Source organism: Mycobacterium sp. G7A2, from assembly GCF_041902445.1.
Taxonomy (GTDB): domain Bacteria; phylum Actinomycetota; class Actinomycetes; order Mycobacteriales; family Mycobacteriaceae; genus Mycobacterium.
In genome coordinates, this window is the sequence record NZ_CP169251.1 from 4,505,030 (window position 1) to 4,527,534 (window position 22,505).

Consider the following 22,505-nt stretch of genomic DNA (forward strand, 5'->3'; position numbering starts at 1 on the left):
CGCGACCTAGCGCTATAGCTTCATAGAGCACAGGAATCTCTGGGTCGGGCCCACACCTCAGTCTCGTCCTGCGCATCTACCCGGACCAAACCAGCCCTTTCCAAAATACTGGTGCAAACCTCTAACTCGTGCGGACTGAGAATGCGCCTGTGAAGTTCCAGTATAACCAATTTCACTTCCTCCAGGCGCGTGCAATTTTCGGTAAAGAAATCGAACTCACCGCCCTCGATGTCGAGAATGAGGGTATCGAACTTAATTCCGTACTGGTCTTCAAGTTCCTCAAGTGGTTTCGCGCTAACGGCGATGCGCTTGCCCACACCCGAGTCTTTCCGGCTAGCCGTCATGATGCCAGAAATGTAGAACTCAGCTTCCGCTGCGCGGGATACGATGCAGTTCTCGATCCGAAATGAACAGCCGTTGGCATCGCGATTCTGGCTGAGAACGCCTATGAGGGTGGGGTTGGCCTCGACAACAACATGGTTTCGTGGGTGTTCCAAGAGCTTGTTGACAACGCAGGAAACAACGCCGATGCAACCTCCGAGCTCTAGAACAGATGCGCCAGGTTCGATCCATCTATGCGCTAATTCGCGCTCAGGGGCTTCGTAAATGTCGAAGTACAAGCGCGAACGAAAACTACGCGGGAATTGGTCCGACGCGATCCGAAAGCTCATTCCTTCAGTCGAATATGTGCCCCCTTTTAAATCAAACAACAGCCCATGTATATAGCTGCGGCTCTTGCGCACACGTAAGAAGTCGACGCTATGCCACGCCGCACGCAACGCCGCACGGAGCCATGGAAACCGGGCCACGAAACGGTTACCCCTCACCCTTTCCCGCAGCGAATCTAAACCGCGAATTCGGCGATGCGGTGACCTGACAGCTTCTTCGGGGGATTTCATCACTTCGCCCCTCCGCGTCGTGTCCACGGACGTCCAAGGCTTCCACCCCGAGTTGTTGCACACGGCCGGCACTTCGTTATATGCGTCCTTACCACTCGCAATCCTGGCTTCGGAGAGCGCCTGAGAGTTTGACACCACCGCGCTCCAGCGCTGCCCCAAGTTCTGGCGGCAGCCCTGCCGAGGGCCCTACGGAACCCTGGCGGGCTTGTCGACTCATGTTCGCTCTGGCAAAGTCGTCAGTGAACGAGTTCGGCGCACCATAAGTGAAAAAAACTGATAGTCGATCGCGACGACCAATCAACTTCCAGTAGCTCGATTTGATACGAGAAACCCACTGCCTATCTTCACGATCGCGGTGACCGTGGTTCAGCGCGAGGTTGAGGCCTTTCAGCCCCTTCTCGACAGGATCGGGAAGCTGTCCGGTGTGAGTGATACGCACATCGAATACGACGATGTCTCCCCTGCGACTCTGAACACTAACCGCTTCACCTACGCTCAGATCGACCTCGCGATGTGAGCCAAGTCGAGCCGTGAAACCATCTCGTTTGCCCGTGTCCTGAAGATAGATCGCCACTTTGTACACACGGCAGTCCTCCGAGCTCATATACGGGCCAGTGAAATAGCCACCTGGGACAGTCTCGCCGCTGTCCTTATGCCAGCCCGATAACATATTCATGTGGATGTCGCAGTGTCCGGTGAAAACGACGTCCGTCTCACCTAGCACCTGTTTGACGACTGCCAGGATTCGCGGATGGGCAAACACAAAGGCGAGTTCAGGAGCCTGCTGGGCAGCGTTGGGCTGCGTCTTCCCAAGGCCAAAGCGTCGCCCGCGTCTTGGGAGGTAATGGACCAAAATGTCGCGCAATTCTTCAATCTCGTCCTGCGAAAGGGCGTCCCGGACGATAAAGATCCCATCTTTGTCGAGCGCCTGTCGCATCGCCGCTCCATCGTCAGCCGCGGATCCAGCATCGAATTCGCATACGCTCGCCATGTCAGACGGCCGTGCCTGAGGTGATCGGTTCCCATTTCAACTTGCGACGAGTTTCTACCTCGATTGGCAGGATTTCGGTTCCCTTGGGCTTGAGCGCTCGGGCGACGTTCCGGACGTCGCGCACCAAGCGGCGCATGCCGTCTGGCTCGAGCGATGCGCTGTGGTCGGTTCCCTTCCAGGTTCGGTCAAGCGTAAAGTGGCGTTCCACCCAAGTCGCCCCGAGCGTGACCGCTGCTACGTCAGCGGCGATCCCCAGGTGGTGCCCAGAAAAACCGATTGTTTGGACGCGGGAGCCATAGTGTTCTTTCAGCCGAGTTATCTCAGCAAGACAAATGTCGTCGAAGGCAACAGGATATCCCGAAGTGCAAGCATAGAGCAAAAGGTCATTAGCGCGACCCCTGGCCTCGAAGAATGAAACTATCTCTTCTTCCTCGGCCCGAGTGGTCATGCCGAGCGAGAGCTGGATTCCGCCACCGAACTCGTCGCACAGAACCGCGAGCATCTCCCAATGCAGGTTCGACGCCGACGGCACTTTCAGGAAGTCAGGTTCCAAAGTGGCCATCTGGCGTGCCGAGGTCACATCCCAGACCGAAGTTGAGTAACCAATGCCCACTTGGCTACAAAAGTCCATCAATTCACGATGTTGGTCAACCGAGAATTCGAGATACTCGCGGTGCTCACCGTAGGTTGCACCGTAACTGTTAGCTGGGTTCGGATGGGGGGCGTTGTACGCCTCCGGCGAGAGCAACTCGGTGTTATTACGTTTTTGGAACTTAACGTAGTCAGCCTTGCAGAATATGGCTGCAGTGGAGATCAACTCCTTGGCAATGTCCAATTCACCTTTGTGGTTGCAGCCTATTTCGGCAACTACCTTGGGCGTTTCAACCATCTTTTTCACTCCGATCAGAACAGTCCGGAAACGCTGGCTTGGTACGGAACGGAACGGAACGGACCCATCATCACCATTCTTAGGAATGGGTAGGCCGCAGCGCCACCGCCAATCGGTGCTGCGCTGACGTCACCGAAACCGACGCGACCCTTCGTTCCCGTCGGCGCATGTCGCCAAGTAAGAAATTGGCAGTCGTCACTGCCCGGACCCGCTCCCCACGCAACTTTCAAATTTTGCCCCCGGCTAACTCCCCATGCTCTGCAATCGTAACACCGTTTCCTCTCGTTCGTCCGGGGAGTAATGAGCTTCGCGGGCTCCGATTACGTTCGCCCGCCGTGCTCTAATCCATCGCGCCGCGGCTCCGGGTCAGAGAGGTAGCCGGGAGCCCCGCGATCGATTATCCAAATCCTGCCTCGTGGCCAGCACAACCGCCACGACGTTGGGCCGGAACCGGTGCGTCGCTGGACCGTGGCAACCCCGAAGCTCGGCTTGCACTGCGGCTGGACGATTGCCCGGCAGCGAGCGCTTCGCCAGAGCGTGGTCGGCAGGGCCGACACTCGGTCAGCACGCGTTCGACGTCGACGTTGCTCAAGTTCGACGATGCGGCACGGGGGACCTAGCTGGGTGGAAAACCAGATGCGCATTCCGCAAAGAGTCGACCATCAAGCCGGCAGCTGTCGAGGCTGGGGACTAGGGCTCCGCACGCCTTCGCCTTCCGGCTACTCGCTGCCCTCCATTAGCCCTTTGCGACGAACCGGAGTTCGACGAACCGGAGTTCGGCGATTGCGCAGAAGATTCATCGTCTCCAGCGTCCGTTTTCTGAAGAGCTCGCCGCCGCGGTCGATTCATGCTGTCTTCGCCATAATAGGTGTAGCCGTAACCATACGAGTTATGACCCCGGGTCGGAACCATTGTGTAAACTGCGCCGAGTAGGCGGGCTCCCACATCCTTCAAGCTTGCCACAGCGTGTGCGAGCTGTTCACGCCGTGTGTGTCCGAATCGCGCGATAACGAGCACTCCATCGGCCGCCGCGGCCAATATTGCCGCGTCCGTCACGGCCAGAAGCGGCGTCGAGTCCACGATCACGAAGTCAAACTGTCCGCGGAGCTCAATCAACAGCTTTTTTGCCGATTGCGAACCCAAGAGTTCACTCGGATTCGGAGGAATCGGACCAGATGTCAAAACTGTCAGCCCAGGAAAACGTGTCTTTTGAAGCGACTCCGTCAGCGTCGCTCCACCGCTCAGCACAGTGCTAAAACCGACAGCCCCCACTAGATCCAAGTATTTGTGCAACATCGGTCGACGCATATCACCGTCGACCAGCACGACATTATGGTCAGCCTCCGCCAGAGCTAAGGCAATGTTAATCGCCGTAGTCGATTTACCCTCATGCGGCATAGAACTTGTGCAAACAATGACGCGTGGCGGATTATCCACCGCGAGGAACTGAAGGTTTGTCCGCAGTTTACGAAATGCCTCGGCGATTGCCGTGTTATCGCTTTCGAACGGTATAGCGGCATGTCGGCGCCGCTCCTTATCCAAGGGAATACTTCCTACCACACCGGAACCCGTGATTTCTTCGAGCGCTTCTCGGTTCTTGACGGTGTTGTCGAGCAGATCCCGCACCACCGCCGCCCCAAGACCCAAAACCAGTCCAAAGACTAGTCCCAAGCCAATGTTGCGTGACGTTTTTGGAACGACAGGCTCATCCGGAATTATGGCTCGCTGCTCAACCACCACTCGCGAGTCCGGACTAGACCCATCTTCGGGGGTTTCCAATTCTCGGACCATAATTACGAATTCGTCCGCCAATGTATTCGCGATATCTCGGGCCCGCACCGGCGACTCATCCAGAACAGCAACATTGATAAGAACGGTATCAATTTTCGCGGTCGCTGAGATATTCGACCGCAGTTCCTCTGCAGAGTAATCGAGTCCCAGTTTGTCTATCGTATTCTGCGCCAAAGTACGGCCCATCAATAATTCGGTGTAAGAGATAACCCGTTCCTGCGAGAACCGATTGCCTTGATAGGTCTCCGCCAATGATGCGCTAGAGGTGGTCGAGACAAACAGTCTCGTTGACGCCTCGTACATTGGGGTTGTGACGAGCGAATATATGACAGCCCCCAGCAGGCACGCCACAGCCGAGAAAAGTACTGTGATCCAACGAGAACGAATTAGCCTGATGAAGTCTTGTAGATTCATCGCCACAACTCCCTCATGTTAGCTGTTTGCTCCCTTGGCCACCGGCGTCACCTATCTGCCTGGACGTCGATGCTGCGTAGTGCCTATTCCACACCCGGCTAATAAACTGAGTTTGTCGTCTTTTTGGTCCCACCGGACCAGCGGTTGCGACTAACTACAGAATTGAAGCGCTCTCCGGAGAAGCCTTCTGGGGTGGGCGCGCCATTCGCGTGGCGATAGGACCCGATCAATCCTTGCACTCGGGCACCAGCACTCTCGGAAGCACTGTCTCCACGAGCGGCTGCACTCCGACTCTCGGTGTGCCTGCAGCAGTTGGCTCAGACAACTGGTAGCTGATATCGGCTGTCTGGCCAGGCGGTATAATCACCTGGACCTCGAATACCGGATGACCCCGTTCAGTATTTAAGATTGCTGGAACTCGTTCGCCGTTCAATATCGCAGCGGACAAACTCGCACCTTTTGTAGCGAACAGACGGACCGACGTGATATTCGTGCCCCTCGGGACCGCGATCCCCAGGTCGGGAGAGAAGCCACCAAGAGTCGCCACATAATCTGGCACGGAATCTTCCGCGACTGTGTTAGTCAGCTTTACAGTGACGGTCGACGCCCGCGTATCACCGATGCAGTTATCCGCCGCGTACTCGATCTCGGTGTCTAGATAGTAATCGAGTTTGTTGCCCCCAAGGTTATTAAGAACCACCGCAGCATAGGGAGCTTCGTCGCTTGGAAGTGTATGCGCCAGCGGTGTCTGCTCCAAAAGCTCTTGCTCACCTGGCCTGGCGCTCCACACGGCGATACGCCGCTCGCTGACCGCCTTTCCGAGGGCGTCGAGTAGCTTGCGCGGCGACTGCACATTTTCAGTCATCCTCGTGACTACAGCATTGGCAATGTCCTGTAGGTATTGTTTCCGCGCAGCTTGGTCCGTGGGGAAACGAGCGTAAGCGGTCGATTCGGTCAATTCGACGACATTCTCGCGAGAAACGACCTCACCATCCGGCATTGTCACCGGACCGATCGCTCCAAGGATGTAGCTCAGCGCAACGGGATCGATAGCGATCACACCATCCGCTTCCATCCCGGTTTGCTCCGCCCACATGGCCTTCCATATCTGAGCGGCGTAGGGGAAGTGAGGACTCAGGTTGCTGTTACGGAAGTCCGTGAAAGGTTGGGCGTAACCGTACTGCTGGTCGTACTCGACCCCGAGTTCGACCGGAGCGACTGCCCCGGCGAGGTCAGTGTTCGGCGCTAGGGTGTCGACTGTCGGGACGCCATTATCGAATCGAAGAATCCCATACCCGCCGAGAAGCCCTCCAGTGCCGCGTACCTCTGCGTTAGTCTGAAAAGCCATGAAATAAGTTCGCGGCCCGTCTGCGCCCATCATCGACGGCACCAACCGTGCGGCCAAGGCTGTATTCTCTATGACCGCTGTGATGCTAGAGATCTGACTCTGGAGTTCGGAACGCGCATCGCTCAATAGGGAGACATATCGGGGATCTGTGATCGCGGCGGCATCGCCGTTTAGACGCGTCGCGTGGCTGGACAACTCGCTCAATTGAGCTTGTTGACTACGCAACAGGTCCACATCCACTCTTCCATCGCGGTACAAACGATCGGGTGCAATCGCGATACCGACGTCAGCCGCAGGCCGTAAAACCTCGGAGGCGAGACCGAGGACGACATCGGTGACTTGCTGACCGGTTTTGAACGGGCTGCCCAACCAGGGAATGACAGCCACGACGTTCCAGGCGATGGAATGAGTGGCAGCGCGGGCGGCTTCGGCCCGGTCGAGCGCTTCGTCGGCCGACTCGGACGCAGCTTGCGTCTTACCCTCTAGCAATGCGTCTTTAGCGGCCTGGGCGCTAGCTCGAGCCTGCTCAAGACTTGACTTGGCTTGGAAAGCACCTACCGCTACCCAGCAGCCCATCCCCAAGATGACGAGCGCCAGCAGCGCTGTCCCCCAGAGGGCTTTTCTGTTTCGAAGCGCTAGCGCTCCCGGGAGCCGTCGTCGATCTTCGTCGTACCCCTCCCGGTTGTCATTGTCGTCGCCGTAGCTAGTCGAGTCTGACTGGCGTCGCGGAAAAAATCCCACTCACAATTCCCTGCGCAAGGCTGAGGCCTGCACGTCAACAACACGACGTGCAGGCTTCAGCACTATGAACTTGGTGACTCGTATCAAGCGACCGGCGGCGCGTTAGCAGGCGCCCCGGGTGACGGTCCCGTACGGGCCGGCCGAGATTCCCTCGCCATCGCGGCAGGCGCTCAAGCTCAGTTGACCGAAGGCCGCACGTTGCTGCTGAAGCTGAGCGATGCGATTCTGATAGAAGGGAGCGAAGATCGAATTAGGGCGCCGAGCTAATTTCGCCTCGTAGATAGCGATGGTCGTGTCGGTCCAGAAGGTCGCACTCCTGGTGAAGGTGGCCGAGAGCTGGACGGAGGTGACCTGGAAGAACCAGATGAAATCACCTGGAGCCTGCGCGAGGTCGCCGGCGACCTGATGCACCGGCGCGGCCGGAACCTGAACGGCAGGAGCGGCATTGGCCGCCACGGGCACGAAGGCAGCGGACGCTCCGAGAGCGAGTGCTGCGGCACCCACCTGGAATTTGGTCGCGATGGCATTCATTTCTGTTCCCCCCAAGAAGGTTCGGTCCCTTGATGTTGCTGAGAGCTTCTCAGACTCCAGGCACCCTGTCAACCGGAATGGCCGCTTCGGTGAAACTTTCTCCGCAAAATCCTAAAGACGCATGACCAGCAGGTCTTCAACTTCAGCTACGGCGTCAGGCACTGCCGCCGGTGCGCCGGACACCGATGTGTTTCTATCTGCAACAACAGCCTCTTTGAGATTTGCTGGCTTCGCTATGTAGGAGCGAATTGTTCAGCAAGACGCCGTTCCGTCAGCTGCATGCCCGGTGGCTGAAAGCGCCTAGCTCGGCAGCGCGAAATGCCGGTCTTTACTCGTTCGGCAAGGAACCGGCAACGAAGGGGCCGGACCAATCAGGTGCCACGGCACCTGGTGGAGCATGGGCAGATCTGCCCGACCCGATTTTCTAAGGGTCCAATAAGGGCCACCCGCGACGCCCGAATTCCCCGCCGATACCATCACCTCATGACCAGCGTGACTGAGCCCGCCGCCGAGCACGAGATCGACATCCATACCACCGCCGGAAAGCTTGCCGACCTGCGCAAGCGCGCCGAAGAGGCGCTGCACCCGGTGGGTGAGGCCGCGGTGGAGAAGGTGCACGCCAAAGGCAAGCTGACCGCCCGCGAGCGCATCCTCGCGCTCCTGGACGAGGACTCCTTCGTCGAGCTCGACGCACTCGCCAAGCACCGCAGCAAGAACTTCGGGCTGGAATCGAATCGCCCCACCGGCGACGGCGTGGTCACCGGCTACGGCACCATCGACGGCCGCGACGTCTGCGTGTTCAGCCAGGACGCCACCGTGTTCGGCGGCTCGCTCGGCGAGGTGTACGGCGAAAAGATCGTCAAGGTGCAGGAATTGGCCATCAAGACCGGCCGCCCGCTGATCGGCATCAACGACGGCGCCGGCGCCCGCATCCAGGAGGGCGTGGTCTCCCTCGGCCTCTACAGCCGCATCTTCCACAACAACATCAAGGCCTCCGGCGTCATCCCGCAGATCTCGCTGATCATGGGCGCTGCGGCCGGCGGGCACGTCTACTCCCCCGCCCTGACCGACTTTGTGGTCATGGTCGATCAGACCAGCCAGATGTTCATCACCGGCCCAGACGTCATCAAGACCGTCACCGGCGAGGACGTCACCATGGAGGAACTCGGCGGCGCCCACACCCACATGGCCAAGTCCGGCACCGTGCACTATGTCGCCTCCGGCGAGCAGGATGCCCTCGAGTGGGTGCGTGATCTGCTGTCCTACCTGCCGCCGAACAACTACGCCGAGCCACCCCGCTACCCGGCCCCGCACCCGGGCCCGATCGAGGAGAACCTCACCGAGGAGGACCTCGAACTCGACACGCTGATCCCGGATTCGCCGAACCAGCCCTACGACATGCACGAGGTCATCACCCGCATCCTCGATGACGACGAGTTCCTGGAGATCCAGGCCGGCTACGCGGGCAACATCATCTGCGGCTACGGCCGCATCGACGGCCGTCCCGTCGGCATCGTGGCCAACCAGCCAACCCAGTTCGCCGGCTGCCTCGACATCGACGCCTCGGAGAAGGCAGCCCGGTTCGTGCGCACCTGCGACTGCTTCAACATCCCGATCGTCATGCTCGTCGACGTGCCCGGCTTCCTGCCTGGCACCGACCAGGAGTTCAACGGCATCATCCGCCGCGGCGCGAAACTGCTCTACGCCTACGGCGAGGCCACCGTCGCCAAGGTCACGGTCATCACCCGCAAGGCCTACGGCGGCGCGTACTGCGTGATGGGGTCCAAGGACATGGGCTGCGACGTCAACGTCGCCTGGCCGACCGCCCAGATCGCCGTGATGGGCGCCTCCGGCGCGGTGGGCTTCGTCTACCGCAAGCAGCTCAAGGAAGCCGCCGAGAAGGGCGAGGATGTCGATGCGCTGCGCCTGCAGCTGCAGCAGGAGTACGAGGACACCCTGGTCAACCCCTACATGGCCGCCGAACGTGGCTACGTCGACGCGGTGATCCCGCCCTCGCACACCCGCGGCTACATCGGTACCGCGCTGCGACTGCTGGAGCGCAAGATCACCCAGACCCCACCCAAGAAGCACGGCAACATCCCGCTCTGATCCCGCGCCCACTTCGACGAAACCGTCTGCCAGACAAGGACTGTGAGCCATGAGCCAGGACACCGACATCGCCGAGGTCTCCGACCCGAGGGACATGACGATCGACAACCCGCCCGCTCCGGAACCGCACTTCCAGATCCTCAAGGGCGACCCAAGTCTCGACGAGATCGCTGCGCTGGCGACCGTGCTCGCCAGCGCAGGTGGTGGCCATCACGAACCGGGCCCCCAGGAACTCAACCCGTGGGGACATCCGGTGGACAAGCTGCGCTACTCCTACGCCAGCTGGCAGCGCGTCACGTTGCTGGAGCGCACGCACCTTCGGAGGTGACCATCAGCCTGGTCGAAGACTCGCGGCCGTGACGCGGGTCGTGCTGGGGTCGGCGTCCGCGGGACGACTGCGAGTGCTGCGCCAGGCCGGACTCGATCCACTAGTCATCGTGTCCGACGTCGACGAGGACGCGCTGATCGCCTCGTTGGACGACGACACCCCGCCCGAGGCGGTGGTCGCGAAACTGGCCAACGCCAAAGCGGTCGCTGTGGCAGCGCAACTCCCCGATGACGTCGCTGCCGACTGCATTGTGCTGGGCTGCGATTCGATGCTCTTCCATAAAAATGCCCTGTGCGGCAAGCCCGGATCAGCGGAAGCAGCGCGGCGACAGTGGATTTCGATGGCCGGCTCTACCGGCCATCTACTGACCGGGCACGCACTACTACGCATATCCGAGGGAGTCATCGCCCACACCGGCAGCGAGACAGCCAGCACCACAGTGCACTTCGGGCCGCCCAGCGACGACGAGCTGAAAGCTTACGTCGACAGCGGCGAACCAATCGGCGTCGCCGGCGCTTTCACGCTGGACGGCTTGGGCGGTTGGTTCATCGATGCGATCGAGGGCGCCCCCTCCAACGTCATCGGGATTAGCCTGCCGCTCGTGCGCCGCATGGTGCGCCGCGCCGGGACGCCCATCACCGGGTTGTGGCAGATCTGAGTCGACTGGCTCAGCAACCGGAGGTATTCGGACGCCTTACCAGCAAGATGACGCGCTTGGCCTTCTGCGAGATGTTCTCCCCCCCGCGCGGAGCCTGGGCGCACACTTCCCAATTGGTGTAATTGATGACCTCTTGGGCACTGAGTCGGTTACGAATCTCGAGGTCCAGGTCGACGTCACCGGTGACGTCCAAAACCGAGTCAATCGCGCGCTGCAGAATCTCGCCGCGCACGTCCGGCATCTCCCAGGGACCGGGATTGCCCTCCTGGGCCGCCGCCGCGGGCGCCGCCACTGTGACCATTCCACCGACGGCCATGACTGCCGCTAACGCCACTTTGAACTGCGTGCGCACGAGAATCCCCTCCATGTCTGCTGTGAGCCCCCTGAAGAACAGTAACCGAGTCAAACCTCGACGACGGTAACAATCCGCTCACATCCCAGTTTGCTAGGCCCTACTGGTCCGCCGAGCGCACCGAATCGTCGCGCCCTGGAGCTGCGTGATCCAAGCCACATCGTGGTTTGCTAACTTTCGCGCTTTGCGTTTTTCAGCCATGATTTGACGTACGTAGCATTTCTCAGCTGGGGGGCAACGATGACTACTACGCTGGATAGATACCGCATCTCATCTCGACGGCGAGACCGGAAAGCGGCTGAAGCAAACTTTCGCTTCGACCTTGAAGGTTTGCGAGCTGCGGCTGTTCTCGCGGTGGTCGGCCACAGCCTGTGGGGTCAACCTGTCGGTGGCTTCGTCGGAATCGACATATTTCTAGTCCTGTCCGGTTACCTCGTGACGGCAGCGCTGTTGCGGGGCGGGAAACACAGCAAAACCATGGCGGTCGGGCACTTCCTGTGGCGCCGCACGCTGCGCATCGTCCCGGCCGCTACCGTCGTGCTGCTGCTGACCTATGTCGCGGCGCTGCTGGTCTTCCCGCAGACCCGCGCCGAGCAGGTCGGCATCGACGCGGTGTTGGCCGCGGTCTTCGCCGCCAACTGGCACTTCGCCTTCCTGGGGGCCGACCCGTTCGCCGGTCCGATGTCCGCGTCGCCGTTGCTGCACTTCTGGGCGCTGTCGGTCGGTGAGCAGTTCTGGCTGGCGTGGCCGCTCGTCATCTTGGCGGCCGCGACGATCGCGGCCGCCCTCGCATGGTCGCAGGCCCGCAAGACCGCGCTGGTGGCCGGCGCGGCCAGCATCCTGGTGTCCGCCTCGCTGGCGTGGTCGCTGTACAGCTCGGCGAACGTACCGGACTGGGCGTACTTCAATACCTTCGCCCGGGTCTGGGAGCTCGGCGTCGGTGCACTGCTGGCCACCGCGGCGGGCTTCCTTGCCCGCACCCCGGTTCTGCTGAAGCCGCTGCTGTCCTGGGCTGGGGTGGCGATCATCGTCGCCAGCGTGTTCGTGATCAACGAGACCACCGCCGGCTACCCCGCGCCCTGGGCGTTACTGCCGGTCGCCGGTGCCGCGCTGGTCATCGCCGCCGGCATCGGCGGCGAGCCGGCGTTCCAGCCGCTGCTGCGCAACCGGGTCAGCACTTACCTGGGCGACCTCGCGTTCGCGTTGTTCCTGGTGCACTGGCCGGTCATCGTGCTGCTCGCCGCGTTGATGCATGGCAGCGTCTACCACTACGCCAGCGTGCTGTGCCTGACGTTCGGGCTGGCGCTGCTGCTGCACCACGCGATCGAGAAGCCGCTGCGGCATGCCAGCCGGGAGAAGATCCGCGACGGGATGCGCGCGATGGAGCACGGCCTGCTGCACATCGAGCGCGCCACCAAGGTGGCTCTGGTCGCCGGGCTGGTGCTGGTGACCCTGGCCCTGGTGTCCTATGCGATGCGGCCCGACGCGCTCGAACCGGCGGCGGGCATCACGATCGTTCAGGCGCGCTGAAAGCTCAGCGTCTCCCCGCGCACGCCGCCCATCCACAGGTCCTGGCACGCTTCGGCCATCGCGGGCAGGCCCTCGATGATCTCGCCGAACACGTTGCCCGGCACCCAGCCCTGGTCGCCGTTGATCAGCAGGTTGTTGCGGCCGTAGAACAGCGCCAGGTCGACGATCGCGCCTTGGGTGCCGGTGCCGGTCGAGTTCTCGTAGCCGTAGGCCGGGTTGCCGAGCTGATCGGAGCTGAACGAGAACCAGCACAGGTCCCCGGGAATCGGTGTCACCGTGGTGTTCTCCAGGCCCGGGTCGGCCGCCGCGAACGCCGGCAGCAGCGTGTAGATCTCGTTGCGGGCGTACTTGCCGTGAAACACCGGCGCCGAGAGCGGACCGTCAGCCAGCGCATCCCACACCGCCGCACACGTTCGCGGCGCGGCCTCGTCGAGCAGCCGCGCCGGGCAGCTCACCCCTCGCTTGTCCAACGAGACGGTGATCAGTCTGATCACGAGTTGTCCTCCTGCGTCATCACTGTGGGGGTGCGTCGGTGCCAGTCGGTCACCGACTGATAGGCCTGCCCGACCCGCAGCACCGTCGCGTCGGCGTGCCGGGCCCCGACGATCTGCAGCCCGACCGGCAGCCCGGCGGAGGTGAATCCGCACGGCACGCTGAGCGCCGGCTGCTGGGTCATGTTGAACGGATAGGTGTACGGCGTCCAGCTGGTCCAGTCCGGCGACGGCGACCCGTCGGGCACGTCCGTGCCCACCGGAAACGCCGGCAGCGGCAGCGTCGGGGTGATCAGCACGTCGAAGTCCTGGTGGAAGCGACCCATCAACTGGCCCAGCCGCATTCGCACCGCCATCGCGTCCAGATAGTCCGACGCCGAGCAACGCGACCCGGCCGCCGCGGTACGCAGCAGCCCGGGATCGGCGCGGCCGGTCAGCTCCGCCAGCGATCCGTAGGGTTCGAGCACCTTGGCCTCGCCGGAGAACCACAGCACGTGGAACGCGTCGACCGGGTCGCTGAAGCCGGGGTCGACCTCGTCGACGATCGCGCCCGCCTCGGCCAGCGCCGCGACGGCCGCACGCACCGCGGCGTCGACATCGGGATCGTTGTAGACGTAGCCGAGGTCCGGGGAGAACCCGACGCGCAACCCGGCCACCCCGGTGTCGAGGCCGTCGAGGAACGAACGCGTCGGTGTCGGCATCGCCGCCCAGTCGCGGGCGTCGAAGCCGGTGATCACATCCATCAGCGCCGCGGTGTCGCGCACGGTGCGCGTCATCGGGCCCGAATGCGCCAGCGTGCCGAACGGGCTCGGCGGGTAGTGCGGAATCAGCCCGAACGTCGGTTTCAGCGCGACCGTGCCGGTGAAGCCGGCCGGAATCCGCACGGAGCCACCGCCGTCGGTGCCCACCGACCACGGACCCATGCCCAGCCCGACCGCCGCGGCGCTGCCGCCGCTGGACCCGCCGGCCGTCGTCGCCGGGTTCCACGGGTTGCCGGTCGGACCGAACGCGATCGAGTCGGTGACGCCCTTCCACGCGTACTCCGGGGTGGTGGTCTTGCCCAGGATCACCGCACCGGTCTCACGCAGCCGCGCCACGCACGGAGCGTCCTCCTCCCACGGGCCGGCGGTGTCAACCAGCGCGCTGCCCCGCAGCGTCGGCCAGCCCCGGGTCAGGAAGATGTCCTTGATCGACGTCGGCACCCCGTCACCCGGGCCGAGCGGTTCCCCGGCGTGCCAACGGGCCTCGGACTCCTTGGCGGCGGCCAGCGCACCCTCGGGGTCGACGAGGACAAACGCGTTGACCGCGTCGTCGTAGGCCTCGATCGCGTCCAGCGCGGCCTGGGTGGCCTCCACCGGGGAGAGGCTCTTGTCCCGGTAGCCGGCAACGAGTTCGGTCGCCTCGGGCATCGACGCGTCCGACATCACTGCCCTCCCGGGATGTAGCCCAGCTTCTTGTCCACCACGTTGTGCAGGTCCTCCCCCGCCAGCCAGCGGCGCGCGTTGGCGACGAACTGTCCGGCAAGCTCCTCGCGCCACCCGACGACGTCGGCGGACATGTGCGCGGTGATCGTCACGTTCGGCGCGTCCCACAGCGGATGATCGGGCGGCAGCGGTTCGGTGTCGAACACATCCAGTGTGGCACCACCGATCTGGTGGGTGCTCAGCGCGTCGAGCAGCGCGGCCTCGTCGACCATCGGGCCGCGGGCGATGTTGACCAGATGCGCGTCGGGTTTCATCGCGGCCAGCACGTCGGCGCCGACCAGGCCGCGGGTCTCGTCGGTCAGCGGGGCGGCCAGGATCAGGTGGTCGCACCACCCGGCATGCGCGGAAAGCTCGGCGCTGGAGACGATCTCACCGAAATCGGGGTCGTCGGTGGTGGGCCGGCGACCCGCGCCGCGCACATTCAACCCGGCGGCGCGCAGCAGCTTCGCGATCTCACGGCCGATGCCGCCGGTGCCGACCACCAGCGCGGTGGCCCCGGTGATGCTGCGGGTCTCGCGGTGGCGCCACTCGTGGCGGGCCTGCAGCGCGAAACTGGTGCGGGCGTCCTTGGCGTGCGCGATCACCGCGCCGAGCACGAACTCGGCCAGCGGCCGGTCGAACACCCCGCGCGCGTTGGTGACCACGACCGCGGAATCCCTTAGCTCGTCGAACAACAACGTGTCCACGCCGGCGGCGGTGATGTGGATCCACTCCAACGCGTCGGCGTGGTCCCACACGTCGCGCACAGCGGTGGAGAAGAAATCCCACAGCAACAGCCCCTGCGCGCCGCGCACCGCGTCCACCAGACCGGCGGCGTCACAGAACCGGAAGTCGACGGCGAGATCCCAACTGTCGAACCCAGGCGGGCGGTCATCTGGCTTCGCGCACAACACCGCGACAACCGGGCGAAATCCAGGCATTGGGCACAGGTTAGGAATCAGATGGTCCGATTGTCAACAATCGACTTGCGGCGTGTGCTAAGTGGCCCCACACTGTGCCAATGAACCCGTCGCCACCTCTGCAGCAAGCCGGTATCGGCGTTGTAGTGCCCTACGATTTCGCGCTGGATCGCGAACTCTGGCGGTGGCTTCCCAATGACGTGAGCCTCCACTTCACCCGACTGCCCTATGCCCCCATGCCGGCCACCATGGAGATGGCCGTGCACATCTCCGACCCCGAATCGGCCGCCCGCTGCGTCACCGACGTCTCGGCGATCGGCCCGCTGGTCACCGCCTACGCCTGTACCTCGGGCAGCTTCGTCGGCGGACCGTTGGCCGAGCAGGCGCTGGTCGAGGCGATGCTGGCGGCAGGGTCGCCGCTGGCATTGACCACCAGCGGCGCGCTGCTCTCGGCGTTGCGCTACCTCGGCTACACCCGCGTCGCCACGGCCACCCCGTACACCGCCGACCTGACCGTGGGATTGACGGCGTTCCTGGGTGAGTCGGGCATCGAGGTGACCGCGGCCGCGGGGCTGGGGCTGACGTCGGACATCTGGACGGTGCCGCACGACGTCACCCGCCGGCTGGTCCGCGAGACCGACACCGACGACGCGCAGGCGGTGTTCATCAGCTGCACCAACATGCCGACCTACGACGTGATCGCCGAGCTGGAAGCCGAACTCGGCAAGCCGGTGCTCACGGCCAACCAGGTCACCATGTGGCATGCGCTGAGCCTGATCGGCCGCAAGGCCGTCGGGCCCGGCCAGCAGCTGATGGAGCGGTAGAGCCCTCGGCGCCGCGCCCGTCGACTGGGAGCCGAGATTGCGCCCAGGGCTGCGGGAACTCCTTCAGGACAGCCGCTATGACAATCTCGAAGCATCTCGGCGGCACCAAACTCAGAGTCCGCGCGCCAGCAGCTCCGCCAGGTGCACCGCGCGCCTTTCGGTGCCCTGCGCGATCTGGGTGCGGCAGCTGAAGCCGTCGGCGACCACCGCGGTGTTCGGGGCGGCGTTGCGCACCGCGGGCAGCAGCACCCGCTCCCCTACCTGCTGGGACACCTCGTAGTGGCCGCGCTCGAAACCGAAATTGCCCGCCAGACCACAGCATCCGGAGTCCGGGATATCGGCGGCGATACCGGCTTTGGTCATCAACGTGCGGTCGGCGTCGAAGCCCAGCACGGCGTGCTGGTGGCAGTGCGTCTGCACCAGTGCCTGCGCACCGAGCTGCGGGGGCTGCCAGCCGGAGGCGAGGACGAACTCGGCGAACGTGTGCGTGGTCTCGGCGGCCTGGGCGGCGCGGGGGTCATCCGGCAGCAGCTCGTGGGCGTCGCGGCGCAGCACCGCGGTGCAGCTGGGCTCCAGCCCGACGATCGGGGTTCCGGCGGCCAGGTGCGGTGCGAGCGCCGTCAGCGACGCGGTCAGCCGCCTCTTCGCGGCGTTGAGCTGCCCGGTCGAGATCCAGGTCAGCCCGCAGCACACCGGCCGCTCCGGCAGCACCACCTGATAGCCGGCCGCTTCGAGCACCGCGACGGCGGCCTGACCGACCTGCGGGGCAAGGTGATTGGTGAAGCTGTCCGGCCACAGCAGCACCTGCCCCTTCGGCCCGGCAGTGACGGGCCGGTCGGCGAACCACGACGTGAACGTCTGCTCGGCGAACTGCGGGATCTCACGTTCCTCGGCGATGCCGCCGAGGCGTTTGACCAGCGGGCCGCGCGCCAGCCGGTTGGCGATCTTCGGCGCTTTCGCCGCGACCCGCGACCACAGCGGCAGCCAGCCCATCGACCAGTGCGACAGCGGCCGCGCCCACGGCCGGCCCTGGTAGTGGTGGTGGGTGAATTCCGCCTTGTAGGTGGCCATGTCGACGTTGACCGGGCAGTCCGACAGACAACCCTTGCACGACAGGCACAGATCCAGCGCGTCGCGCACCTCGGTGGACCGCCACCCGTCGGTCACCACGTCGCCTTGGAGCATCTCCCACAGCAGATGCGCGCGCCCGCGGGTGGAGTGCTGCTCCTCGCGGGTGGCCTGATAGCTCGGGCACATCACCCCGCCGCTGGCCTGGCGGCACTTGCCGATGCCCACGCAGCGACGCTGGGCCTGGGCGAAGTTGCCGTTGTCGTCCGGATAGGCGAACAGCGTCAACAGCGTGCGCTCTTTCGCCGGCCCGTCGTGGCGGATGTCGGCGTCCAGCGGCGGCGGATCCACCACCACCCCGGGGTTGAGCACCCGGCGCGGATCCCAGATGTCCTTCATGCCGGCCATCAGCGCCAGCCCGTCGGCGCCGTACATCCGGTCCAGCAGCTCCGAGCGGGCCCGGCCGTCGCCGTGCTCCCCGGACACCGAACCGCCCAGCGACACCACCAGATCGGTGGCCTCCTCGACGAACGCCCGGTAGGCGCGGATGCCGTCGTCGGAGAGCAGATCGAAGTCGATGCGCATGTGCATGCAGCCCTCGCCGAAATGCCCGTAGGACGCACCGGCCAGCCCGTAGCGGGCCATCAGCGCGTCCAGGCCGCGCAGATAGTCGGCCAGCCGGTGCGGCGGCACCGCGGCGTCCTCCCAGCCGCCCCACGCCTCGGCGCCGTCGAGCTGCCGGGTGGCCAGCCCGGCGGCGTCGGTGCGGCAGCGCCACAGCACCGCCTGCGCGGCCGGCTCGGTGACCAGCGACGCCGTCGCCGGCGAGCCCGAATCCTTCAGCGCGACAAGCATTTTTTCGGCGGCCATGGTCGCCGCCATCAGGTCCTCGCCACCCATCTCGACCAGCACCCAGGCCCGCCCCGCGGGCAGCCCGGCGTCGATCGCGGCGCGGCGCACCTCGCCGGGCAGCCGGTCGACGAGCTGATCGTTGATCGACTCCATCGTCAGCGGGCTGTGCGCCAGCACCGTCGGCACACACTCGGCCGAAGCGATCGAGTCGGCGAAGCCCAGCACGCACAGCACCCGCGCGGCGGGCAGCGGGGTCAGCGCCACCGTCGCGCGCAGCGTCGCGGCGAACCCGCCTTCGCTGCCGCACAGCAGCGCGGCGACGTTGTAGCCGCGTTCGGGCAGCAGCTCGTGCAGCGCGTAGCCGGAGATCTGGCGGGTGAACTGCCCGAAGCGCCGCCGGATCACCGTCTCGTGGGTGTCGACGAACCCGGTGAGGTAACGGTGCAATTCACCCTCCGCACCGGGCAGCGTGGTCAGCGCGCCACGGTCGCCGTGGGAGGTGAACGTGGTGCGGGTGCCGTCGGCGAGCAGCACCTCCAACGCGCGAACATTGTCGGCGGTGGTCCCCCACGCCACCGAATGCGCGCCGCACGCGTTGTTGGCGATCATCCCGCCCAACGTGGCGCGGCTGGCCGAGGACGGGTCGGCGCCGAACGCCAGCTGGTGCGGCTTGGCCGCGGCCAGCAGATGGGTGAGCACCACCCCGGGTTCGACCAGCGCGGTGCGGGCGGTGGTGTCGATGTCGAGGATCTTGTTGACATGGCGCGACGCGTCGATCACCACGCCGCCGATCGCGTTGCCCGCCATCGAGGTACCGCCGCCGCGCATCACGACCGGGGCGCCCGCCGCCGCCGTCAGCACGACCGCTGCAGCCAGGTCGTCGACGTCTCTCGGCACCACGACCAGGTCCGGCACCACCCGGTAATTGGAGGCGTCGGTGGCATACAGGGCCCGCGCGGACGCGTCGTCGGCGACCGTGCCGCGAACCTCGGAACGCAGCTGGGCCCCCAGCCGCCTGACGTCGTAGGTCGCGGGCGTTAACATTGTTGACAATCTACCTATCTGGGTGGCGGTCAGCCAAGGAGGTCCTCTATGCCAACGGTCGGTCTGCTCTACCCCGGACACAGCGCCGAAGACGATTTTCCCGCACTCGAAGAACGCATCTCCGGCGCGGTGCGGCTCCCGGTGGTGATCACCTCGGTCGGCGAGGACGCCCACCGCGTCGACGCGCTGCTCGACATCGGCAGCGACGCCCGCCTCGCTGACGGCGCGTCCCAGCTGTCCGGCGCGCAGCCGGACGCGGTGATGTGGGCGTGCACGTCGGGCAGCTTCGTGTTCGGCCCGCAGGGCGCCCGCGCGCAGGCCGCCGCCGTCGCCGACGCGGCGGGGGTGCCGGCGTCGTCGACGTCGATCGCGTTCGTCGACGCGCTGCGCCACCTCGGGATCCGCCGCGTCGCCGTCGCCGCGTCCTACCCCGACGATGTCGCCCAGCACTTCGTCGGCTTCCTCACCGACGGCGGAGCCGAGGTGGTGTCGATGGGCAGCCACGGCATATACACCGCCGCCGAGGTCGGCACGCTGGAGCCGTCGCGCGTCGTGGACATGGTGACCGCGGCCGATCACCCCGACGCCGAGGCGGTGCTGGTGCCCGACACCGCGATGCACACGCTGGCAATCATCGACCAACTGGAGGCCGCCGTGGGCAAGCCGGTGCTGACCGCCAACCAGGTGACGGTGTGGAAAGGCCTGGAGCTGCTGGGGCCGGTACCCGAACTGCCCGGCCTGGGCGCGTTGTTCCGATCCGGGAGTCGACGATGACCGGGCACATCGGGCCGCTGGTGCAGCGCTCGACGCCGAGCATCATCGCCGACAGGCTGCGTGCCGCGATCGGCTACGGCGAACTCAAGCCCGGCGAACAGCTGCTGGAGGCCGACCTCGCCCGCCAGCTCGGCGTCAGCCGCGGCCCGCTGCGTGAAGGCATGCAGCGGCTGACCCAGGAGGGGTTGCTGGTCGCGATCCGCAACCGCGGGCTGTTCGTCATCGACATGACGCCCGAGGACATCCGCGACATGTACATCGCGCGCGAGGCCATCGAACGCGCCGCGGCGCGCAGCATCGTGGTGTCCGGGGACTTCGTCGCCGCCGGGGATGCGCTGCTGGCCGTCGTGGACAAGATGGGCCGCGCGGCGTCGGCGGCCGAGATGAGCGAGCTCGACATCGAATTCCACGAGCTGCTGGTGTCGCTGTCGGGCAGCAAGCATCTGCGCCGCATGCACCAGACCGTCATCACCGAGACCCGCATGTGCATCCACTCGCTCGACGACTCCTACGCCAAGTCCGACTTCCGCGAAGAGGAGCACCGCACACTGGCCACGGCCGTGCGCTCCGGCGATCCCGAGCTGACTGACCGGCTGATGGTCGCCCACATGGACGACGCGCTGGCCCGGCTCTTCGAGGCGCCCGCCGAGGAGCCGGTCGACGCGGTGGTGTCATAGCTCACCGCACCGCACCGCGCCGACGCAGCGCTCTCCAACACTTCTCGATTGTGAAGCCCACGCGTTTGTTCGGCATGGCCTCGATCAAGATCCAACCCCGCTCATAGAGCAGGTGCCGAAACTTGACGTCGAGGTGGACGGCGCGGCGGTGCGGACCCCACTCCACTCCGACCCGAGCGTCCGGCCACCCCATGGCGATGGCCGCATCCCAGAGTTCGTCGGCGATCTCGATGTGGGTCTGCGGAGGAGGCAGATAGCTCTGGAGCAGTGACAGCCGCAGCAGCGATTCTTCGGGAGACCTGGAGCCGCCGTCCATCATCCTGATGGCATCGCGCGCCTCCCACGTTCCGCGGGCGCCCTGATAGCGGCGCTGCAACGGCTCGACGTCTGCCGGCGTGATGTCGGCTATCGCCGCGAGCTGATCGAGGATGACGATGGCCTCCTTCAGCGGCAGACGCCTGGCGATGTCGAACGCGGTGCGCGCCGCATTCGTCCGCGGCGGCACCCCGTCCGGGTCGATCTCGTCGGTGTCGATGCATTCGTTGCGGACGATGATGCCTGGCTGGGTCCGCCGCGACGGGGCGATGATCTCGATGGGCGCGCAAGGGTCGACCGACTTGACGCCGGCCAGCGCGGCCGCTGTTCTGCCGGCGATGACACCGCGCCGGCCCGTCCACAGCCAGGCCGCCTGAGCTCTGACCCAAGTGGTGATGCGTCCGTCCTTGTGGATGTACACGTCGGGAAGCAGGCTGGTGTAGTTCCAGCGCAGTGCCCCACGGGTCAGCGTCCCTGCCTTGATCGCCTCGCTGCCGAGGAACGGATCGTGCATGCTGCCACGCTCGCCGGACGGTGTGACACGTCCGTGTGGTGCAGCCGGGTTCCGCAGCACGGCTGTGGATCGCGGCCATGTTGGGGAACAACTCTCGATTCAGTGCTATAGCCCAGATTGACATCCGGGCTGTGAAAACACCCCAATCGAGCGAAAACAGCAGCCGTCATGTCGATCTCGCTCCGAGCACCTCAAACAGGTTTGCAGTGACCCAGCTGCCTCCTGCCAACCCGCCAGCTGCGACGTCCCGGCACGCTCCGCAGCTGCCTAGGGCACCCACTCCTCGCCCGGTGAGCACTCGCCATGCACTGCTCAGAGATCCAGCACGCGCCGGAGCCCCCCGTCGACGCCGGCCATCAGGCTGGGCGGCACACCTCCAACTCGGTCGGTGAGGTCGGTCTTGTTCAAGGTGATCAGGGCAGTCACGTTGACGACCGAATCGCGGGGTAGTCCCGTGACACTTGCCGGTAGGAAGACATTGCCGGGCATTACCGCCAGCGCCGTGTTCGATGTGATCACCACGGCGAGAACGGTGGCAAGACGGCTCAAGTTATATGGCTCAGACTGAACGATGAGCACCGGTCGGTGCTTGGCGGGACGGCTGCCTGTCGGCGGCCCGAGGTCAGCCCAGTAGATGTCCCCGCGTTTGATCACCACTCATCATCCGTGTCATGCAATACGCGATGCCCGGCTGCCACCGCATCGGCCACCTCTTCGTCGGGGCCGACGAGGCGTTCCAACGCACCGTTGATGTGCTCGGTCAGCGACGATGCATCCAGTTCGTCGAGATATCTCTGCGCGGCCCGGGTGAAGAACTCGGATCGACTCATACCGAGGTCGTTGGCACGCCGAGTCACACGCTCGAACGTCTCGTCTGGCAGGGAAATGGCCGTCTTCATCAAGAGAGTATAACTCGGTATAACCGGAGTCCGGTTCGTGCGTTGGGGCTGCGCTGGCTGCGGGAAAATGGACGAAAACCCCG

General features: G+C 64.6%; 21 protein-coding genes. 7 read left to right on the forward strand and 14 right to left on the reverse strand.

All coding sequences use genetic code 11. From position 1 onward, the window contains the following. Positions 1-20: 20 nt before the first annotated feature. The 6 genes from ACEWX3_RS21325 to ACEWX3_RS21350 all read right to left on the reverse strand — a co-directional run bounded on the left by ACEWX3_RS21325 (position 21) and on the right by ACEWX3_RS21350 (position 7,604). Positions 21-899 carry an FkbM family methyltransferase gene (locus ACEWX3_RS21325; RefSeq protein ID WP_374157614.1) on the reverse strand — a complete coding sequence of 293 codons (879 nt, stop codon included), beginning with the start codon at positions 897-899 and terminating at the stop codon, positions 21-23. Between the two features lie 88 nt (positions 900-987). After that, a complete protein-coding gene (locus tag ACEWX3_RS21330; protein ID WP_374157615.1) occupies positions 988-1,836 on the reverse strand; it encodes a phytanoyl-CoA dioxygenase family protein in 849 nt (282 codons plus the stop codon). A gap of 55 nt (positions 1,837-1,891) precedes the next feature. Continuing rightward, positions 1,892-2,779, reverse strand: coding sequence for an N-acetylneuraminate synthase family protein (locus tag ACEWX3_RS21335; RefSeq protein WP_374157616.1), 888 nt, complete (start codon positions 2,777-2,779; stop codon positions 1,892-1,894). A 690-nt stretch (positions 2,780-3,469) separates the two neighbouring features. Continuing rightward, positions 3,470-4,984, reverse strand: a complete 1,515-nt coding sequence (locus ACEWX3_RS21340; RefSeq protein ID WP_374157617.1) for a polysaccharide biosynthesis tyrosine autokinase — start codon at positions 4,982-4,984, stop codon at positions 3,470-3,472. 226 nt (positions 4,985-5,210) lie between these two features. Further along, on the reverse strand, positions 5,211-6,908 hold the full coding sequence (locus ACEWX3_RS21345) for a DUF4012 domain-containing protein (RefSeq protein WP_374157618.1): 1,698 nt from the start codon (positions 6,906-6,908) through the stop codon (positions 5,211-5,213). Between the two features lie 267 nt (positions 6,909-7,175). Next, the gene (locus tag ACEWX3_RS21350) at positions 7,176-7,604 is read right to left on the reverse strand and encodes a hypothetical protein (protein ID WP_374157619.1); all 429 of its coding nucleotides are present in this window, start codon (positions 7,602-7,604) and stop codon (positions 7,176-7,178) included. Positions 7,605-8,087: 483 nt separating this feature from the next. Here ACEWX3_RS21350 and ACEWX3_RS21355 point away from each other — a divergent pair, with 483 nt between their 5' ends. The 3 genes from ACEWX3_RS21355 to ACEWX3_RS21365 are packed head-to-tail and all read left to right on the forward strand — an operon-like array spanning position 8,088 to position 10,699. Next, positions 8,088-9,713: an acyl-CoA carboxylase subunit beta gene (locus tag ACEWX3_RS21355; RefSeq protein WP_374157620.1), complete on the forward strand. Its 1,626-nt coding sequence runs from the start codon at positions 8,088-8,090 to the stop codon at positions 9,711-9,713. A 49-nt stretch (positions 9,714-9,762) separates the two neighbouring features. After that, entirely contained in the window at positions 9,763-10,041 is a 279-nt protein-coding gene (locus ACEWX3_RS21360; protein WP_374157621.1) for an acyl-CoA carboxylase subunit epsilon, read from the forward strand. A gap of 28 nt (positions 10,042-10,069) precedes the next feature. After that, positions 10,070-10,699, forward strand: coding sequence for a nucleoside triphosphate pyrophosphatase (locus ACEWX3_RS21365; protein WP_374157622.1), 630 nt, complete (start codon positions 10,070-10,072; stop codon positions 10,697-10,699). A gap of 10 nt (positions 10,700-10,709) precedes the next feature. Here ACEWX3_RS21365 and ACEWX3_RS21370 read toward each other — a convergent pair whose 3' ends face one another. Next, entirely contained in the window at positions 10,710-11,051 is a 342-nt protein-coding gene (locus ACEWX3_RS21370) for a hypothetical protein (protein WP_374157623.1), read from the reverse strand. A gap of 240 nt (positions 11,052-11,291) precedes the next feature. Between ACEWX3_RS21370 and ACEWX3_RS21375 the strand changes: the two genes are divergently transcribed. Next, on the forward strand, positions 11,292-12,581 hold the full coding sequence (locus tag ACEWX3_RS21375; protein ID WP_374157624.1) for an acyltransferase family protein: 1,290 nt from the start codon (positions 11,292-11,294) through the stop codon (positions 12,579-12,581). On the opposite strand, the gene ACEWX3_RS21380 is transcribed toward ACEWX3_RS21375, so the two are convergent. From ACEWX3_RS21380 to ACEWX3_RS21390, 3 genes are read right to left on the reverse strand one after another with little or no spacing between them, the layout of a single operon-like run. Beyond that, positions 12,569-13,075, reverse strand: a complete 507-nt coding sequence (locus tag ACEWX3_RS21380; RefSeq protein ID WP_374157625.1) for a DUF3830 family protein — start codon at positions 13,073-13,075, stop codon at positions 12,569-12,571. The two genes, ACEWX3_RS21375 and ACEWX3_RS21380, sit on opposite strands and share 13 nt — an antisense overlap. Then, entirely contained in the window at positions 13,072-14,496 is a 1,425-nt protein-coding gene (locus ACEWX3_RS21385) for an amidase (RefSeq protein ID WP_374157626.1), read from the reverse strand. The genes ACEWX3_RS21380 and ACEWX3_RS21385 overlap by 4 nt, the downstream gene beginning before the upstream one ends. Further along, positions 14,496-15,476 (reverse strand): D-2-hydroxyacid dehydrogenase, encoded by a 981-nt coding sequence (locus ACEWX3_RS21390; RefSeq protein WP_374157627.1) that lies wholly within the window; start codon positions 15,474-15,476, stop codon positions 14,496-14,498. The genes ACEWX3_RS21385 and ACEWX3_RS21390 overlap by 1 nt, the downstream gene beginning before the upstream one ends. Before the next feature lie 80 nt (positions 15,477-15,556). On the opposite strand from ACEWX3_RS21390, the gene ACEWX3_RS21395 reads away from it, so the two are divergent. Next, positions 15,557-16,279 carry an Asp/Glu racemase gene (locus ACEWX3_RS21395; RefSeq protein ID WP_374157628.1) on the forward strand — a complete coding sequence of 241 codons (723 nt, stop codon included), beginning with the start codon at positions 15,557-15,559 and terminating at the stop codon, positions 16,277-16,279. A 111-nt stretch (positions 16,280-16,390) separates the two neighbouring features. Here the strand turns inward: ACEWX3_RS21395 and ACEWX3_RS21400 are convergent, their stop codons facing one another. Next, positions 16,391-19,243 (reverse strand): FAD-binding and (Fe-S)-binding domain-containing protein, encoded by a 2,853-nt coding sequence (locus ACEWX3_RS21400; RefSeq protein ID WP_374157629.1) that lies wholly within the window; start codon positions 19,241-19,243, stop codon positions 16,391-16,393. Positions 19,244-19,291: 48 nt separating this feature from the next. Between ACEWX3_RS21400 and ACEWX3_RS21405 the strand changes: the two genes are divergently transcribed. Both ACEWX3_RS21405 and ACEWX3_RS21410 read left to right on the forward strand, forming a co-directional pair. Continuing rightward, on the forward strand, positions 19,292-20,017 hold the full coding sequence (locus ACEWX3_RS21405) for a maleate cis-trans isomerase (protein ID WP_374157630.1): 726 nt from the start codon (positions 19,292-19,294) through the stop codon (positions 20,015-20,017). Further along, positions 20,014-20,694 carry a GntR family transcriptional regulator gene (locus ACEWX3_RS21410; RefSeq protein ID WP_374157631.1) on the forward strand — a complete coding sequence of 227 codons (681 nt, stop codon included), beginning with the start codon at positions 20,014-20,016 and terminating at the stop codon, positions 20,692-20,694. Before ACEWX3_RS21405 ends, ACEWX3_RS21410 begins: the two co-directional genes overlap by 4 nt. A 1-nt stretch (position 20,695) precedes the next feature. Here ACEWX3_RS21410 and ACEWX3_RS21415 read toward each other — a convergent pair whose 3' ends face one another. The 3 genes from ACEWX3_RS21415 to ACEWX3_RS21425 all read right to left on the reverse strand — a co-directional run bounded on the left by ACEWX3_RS21415 (position 20,696) and on the right by ACEWX3_RS21425 (position 22,422). Next, on the reverse strand, positions 20,696-21,523 hold the full coding sequence (locus ACEWX3_RS21415; RefSeq protein WP_374157632.1) for a hypothetical protein: 828 nt from the start codon (positions 21,521-21,523) through the stop codon (positions 20,696-20,698). A gap of 312 nt (positions 21,524-21,835) precedes the next feature. After that, positions 21,836-22,180: a type II toxin-antitoxin system PemK/MazF family toxin gene (locus ACEWX3_RS21420; RefSeq protein ID WP_374157633.1), complete on the reverse strand. Its 345-nt coding sequence runs from the start codon at positions 22,178-22,180 to the stop codon at positions 21,836-21,838. Beyond that, the gene (locus tag ACEWX3_RS21425) at positions 22,174-22,422 is read right to left on the reverse strand and encodes a ribbon-helix-helix protein, CopG family (RefSeq protein ID WP_221348992.1); all 249 of its coding nucleotides are present in this window, start codon (positions 22,420-22,422) and stop codon (positions 22,174-22,176) included. The genes ACEWX3_RS21420 and ACEWX3_RS21425 overlap by 7 nt, the downstream gene beginning before the upstream one ends. Between the last annotated feature and the right edge of the window lie 83 nt (positions 22,423-22,505).

Bases quoted from the DNA above. Each gene is read 5' to 3' on its own strand.
- ACEWX3_RS21330 (WP_374157615.1), bottom strand. From the start codon at position 1,836: ATGCGACAGGCGCTCGACAAAGATGGGATCTTTATCGTCCGGGACGCC.
- ACEWX3_RS21415 (WP_374157632.1), bottom strand. From the start codon at position 21,523: ATGCACGATCCGTTCCTCGGCAGCGAGGCGATCAAGGCAGGGACGCTG.
- ACEWX3_RS21390 (WP_374157627.1), bottom strand. From the start codon at position 15,476: ATGCCTGGATTTCGCCCGGTTGTCGCGGTGTTGTGCGCGAAGCCAGAT.
- ACEWX3_RS21355 (WP_374157620.1), top strand. From the start codon at position 8,088: ATGACCAGCGTGACTGAGCCCGCCGCCGAGCACGAGATCGACATCCAT.
- ACEWX3_RS21325 (WP_374157614.1), bottom strand. From the start codon at position 899: ATGAAATCCCCCGAAGAAGCTGTCAGGTCACCGCATCGCCGAATTCGC.
- ACEWX3_RS21400 (WP_374157629.1), bottom strand. From the start codon at position 19,243: ATGTTAACGCCCGCGACCTACGACGTCAGGCGGCTGGGGGCCCAGCTG.
- ACEWX3_RS21395 (WP_374157628.1), top strand. From the start codon at position 15,557: ATGAACCCGTCGCCACCTCTGCAGCAAGCCGGTATCGGCGTTGTAGTG.
- ACEWX3_RS21345 (WP_374157618.1), bottom strand. From the start codon at position 6,908: ATGGGCTGCTGGGTAGCGGTAGGTGCTTTCCAAGCCAAGTCAAGTCTT.
- ACEWX3_RS21385 (WP_374157626.1), bottom strand. From the start codon at position 14,496: ATGTCGGACGCGTCGATGCCCGAGGCGACCGAACTCGTTGCCGGCTAC.
- ACEWX3_RS21425 (WP_221348992.1), bottom strand. From the start codon at position 22,422: ATGAAGACGGCCATTTCCCTGCCAGACGAGACGTTCGAGCGTGTGACT.
- ACEWX3_RS21360 (WP_374157621.1), top strand. From the start codon at position 9,763: ATGAGCCAGGACACCGACATCGCCGAGGTCTCCGACCCGAGGGACATG.
- ACEWX3_RS21335 (WP_374157616.1), bottom strand. From the start codon at position 2,779: ATGGTTGAAACGCCCAAGGTAGTTGCCGAAATAGGCTGCAACCACAAA.
- ACEWX3_RS21340 (WP_374157617.1), bottom strand. From the start codon at position 4,984: ATGAATCTACAAGACTTCATCAGGCTAATTCGTTCTCGTTGGATCACA.
- ACEWX3_RS21375 (WP_374157624.1), top strand. From the start codon at position 11,292: ATGACTACTACGCTGGATAGATACCGCATCTCATCTCGACGGCGAGAC.
- ACEWX3_RS21405 (WP_374157630.1), top strand. From the start codon at position 19,292: ATGCCAACGGTCGGTCTGCTCTACCCCGGACACAGCGCCGAAGACGAT.
- ACEWX3_RS21350 (WP_374157619.1), bottom strand. From the start codon at position 7,604: ATGAATGCCATCGCGACCAAATTCCAGGTGGGTGCCGCAGCACTCGCT.
- ACEWX3_RS21410 (WP_374157631.1), top strand. From the start codon at position 20,014: ATGACCGGGCACATCGGGCCGCTGGTGCAGCGCTCGACGCCGAGCATC.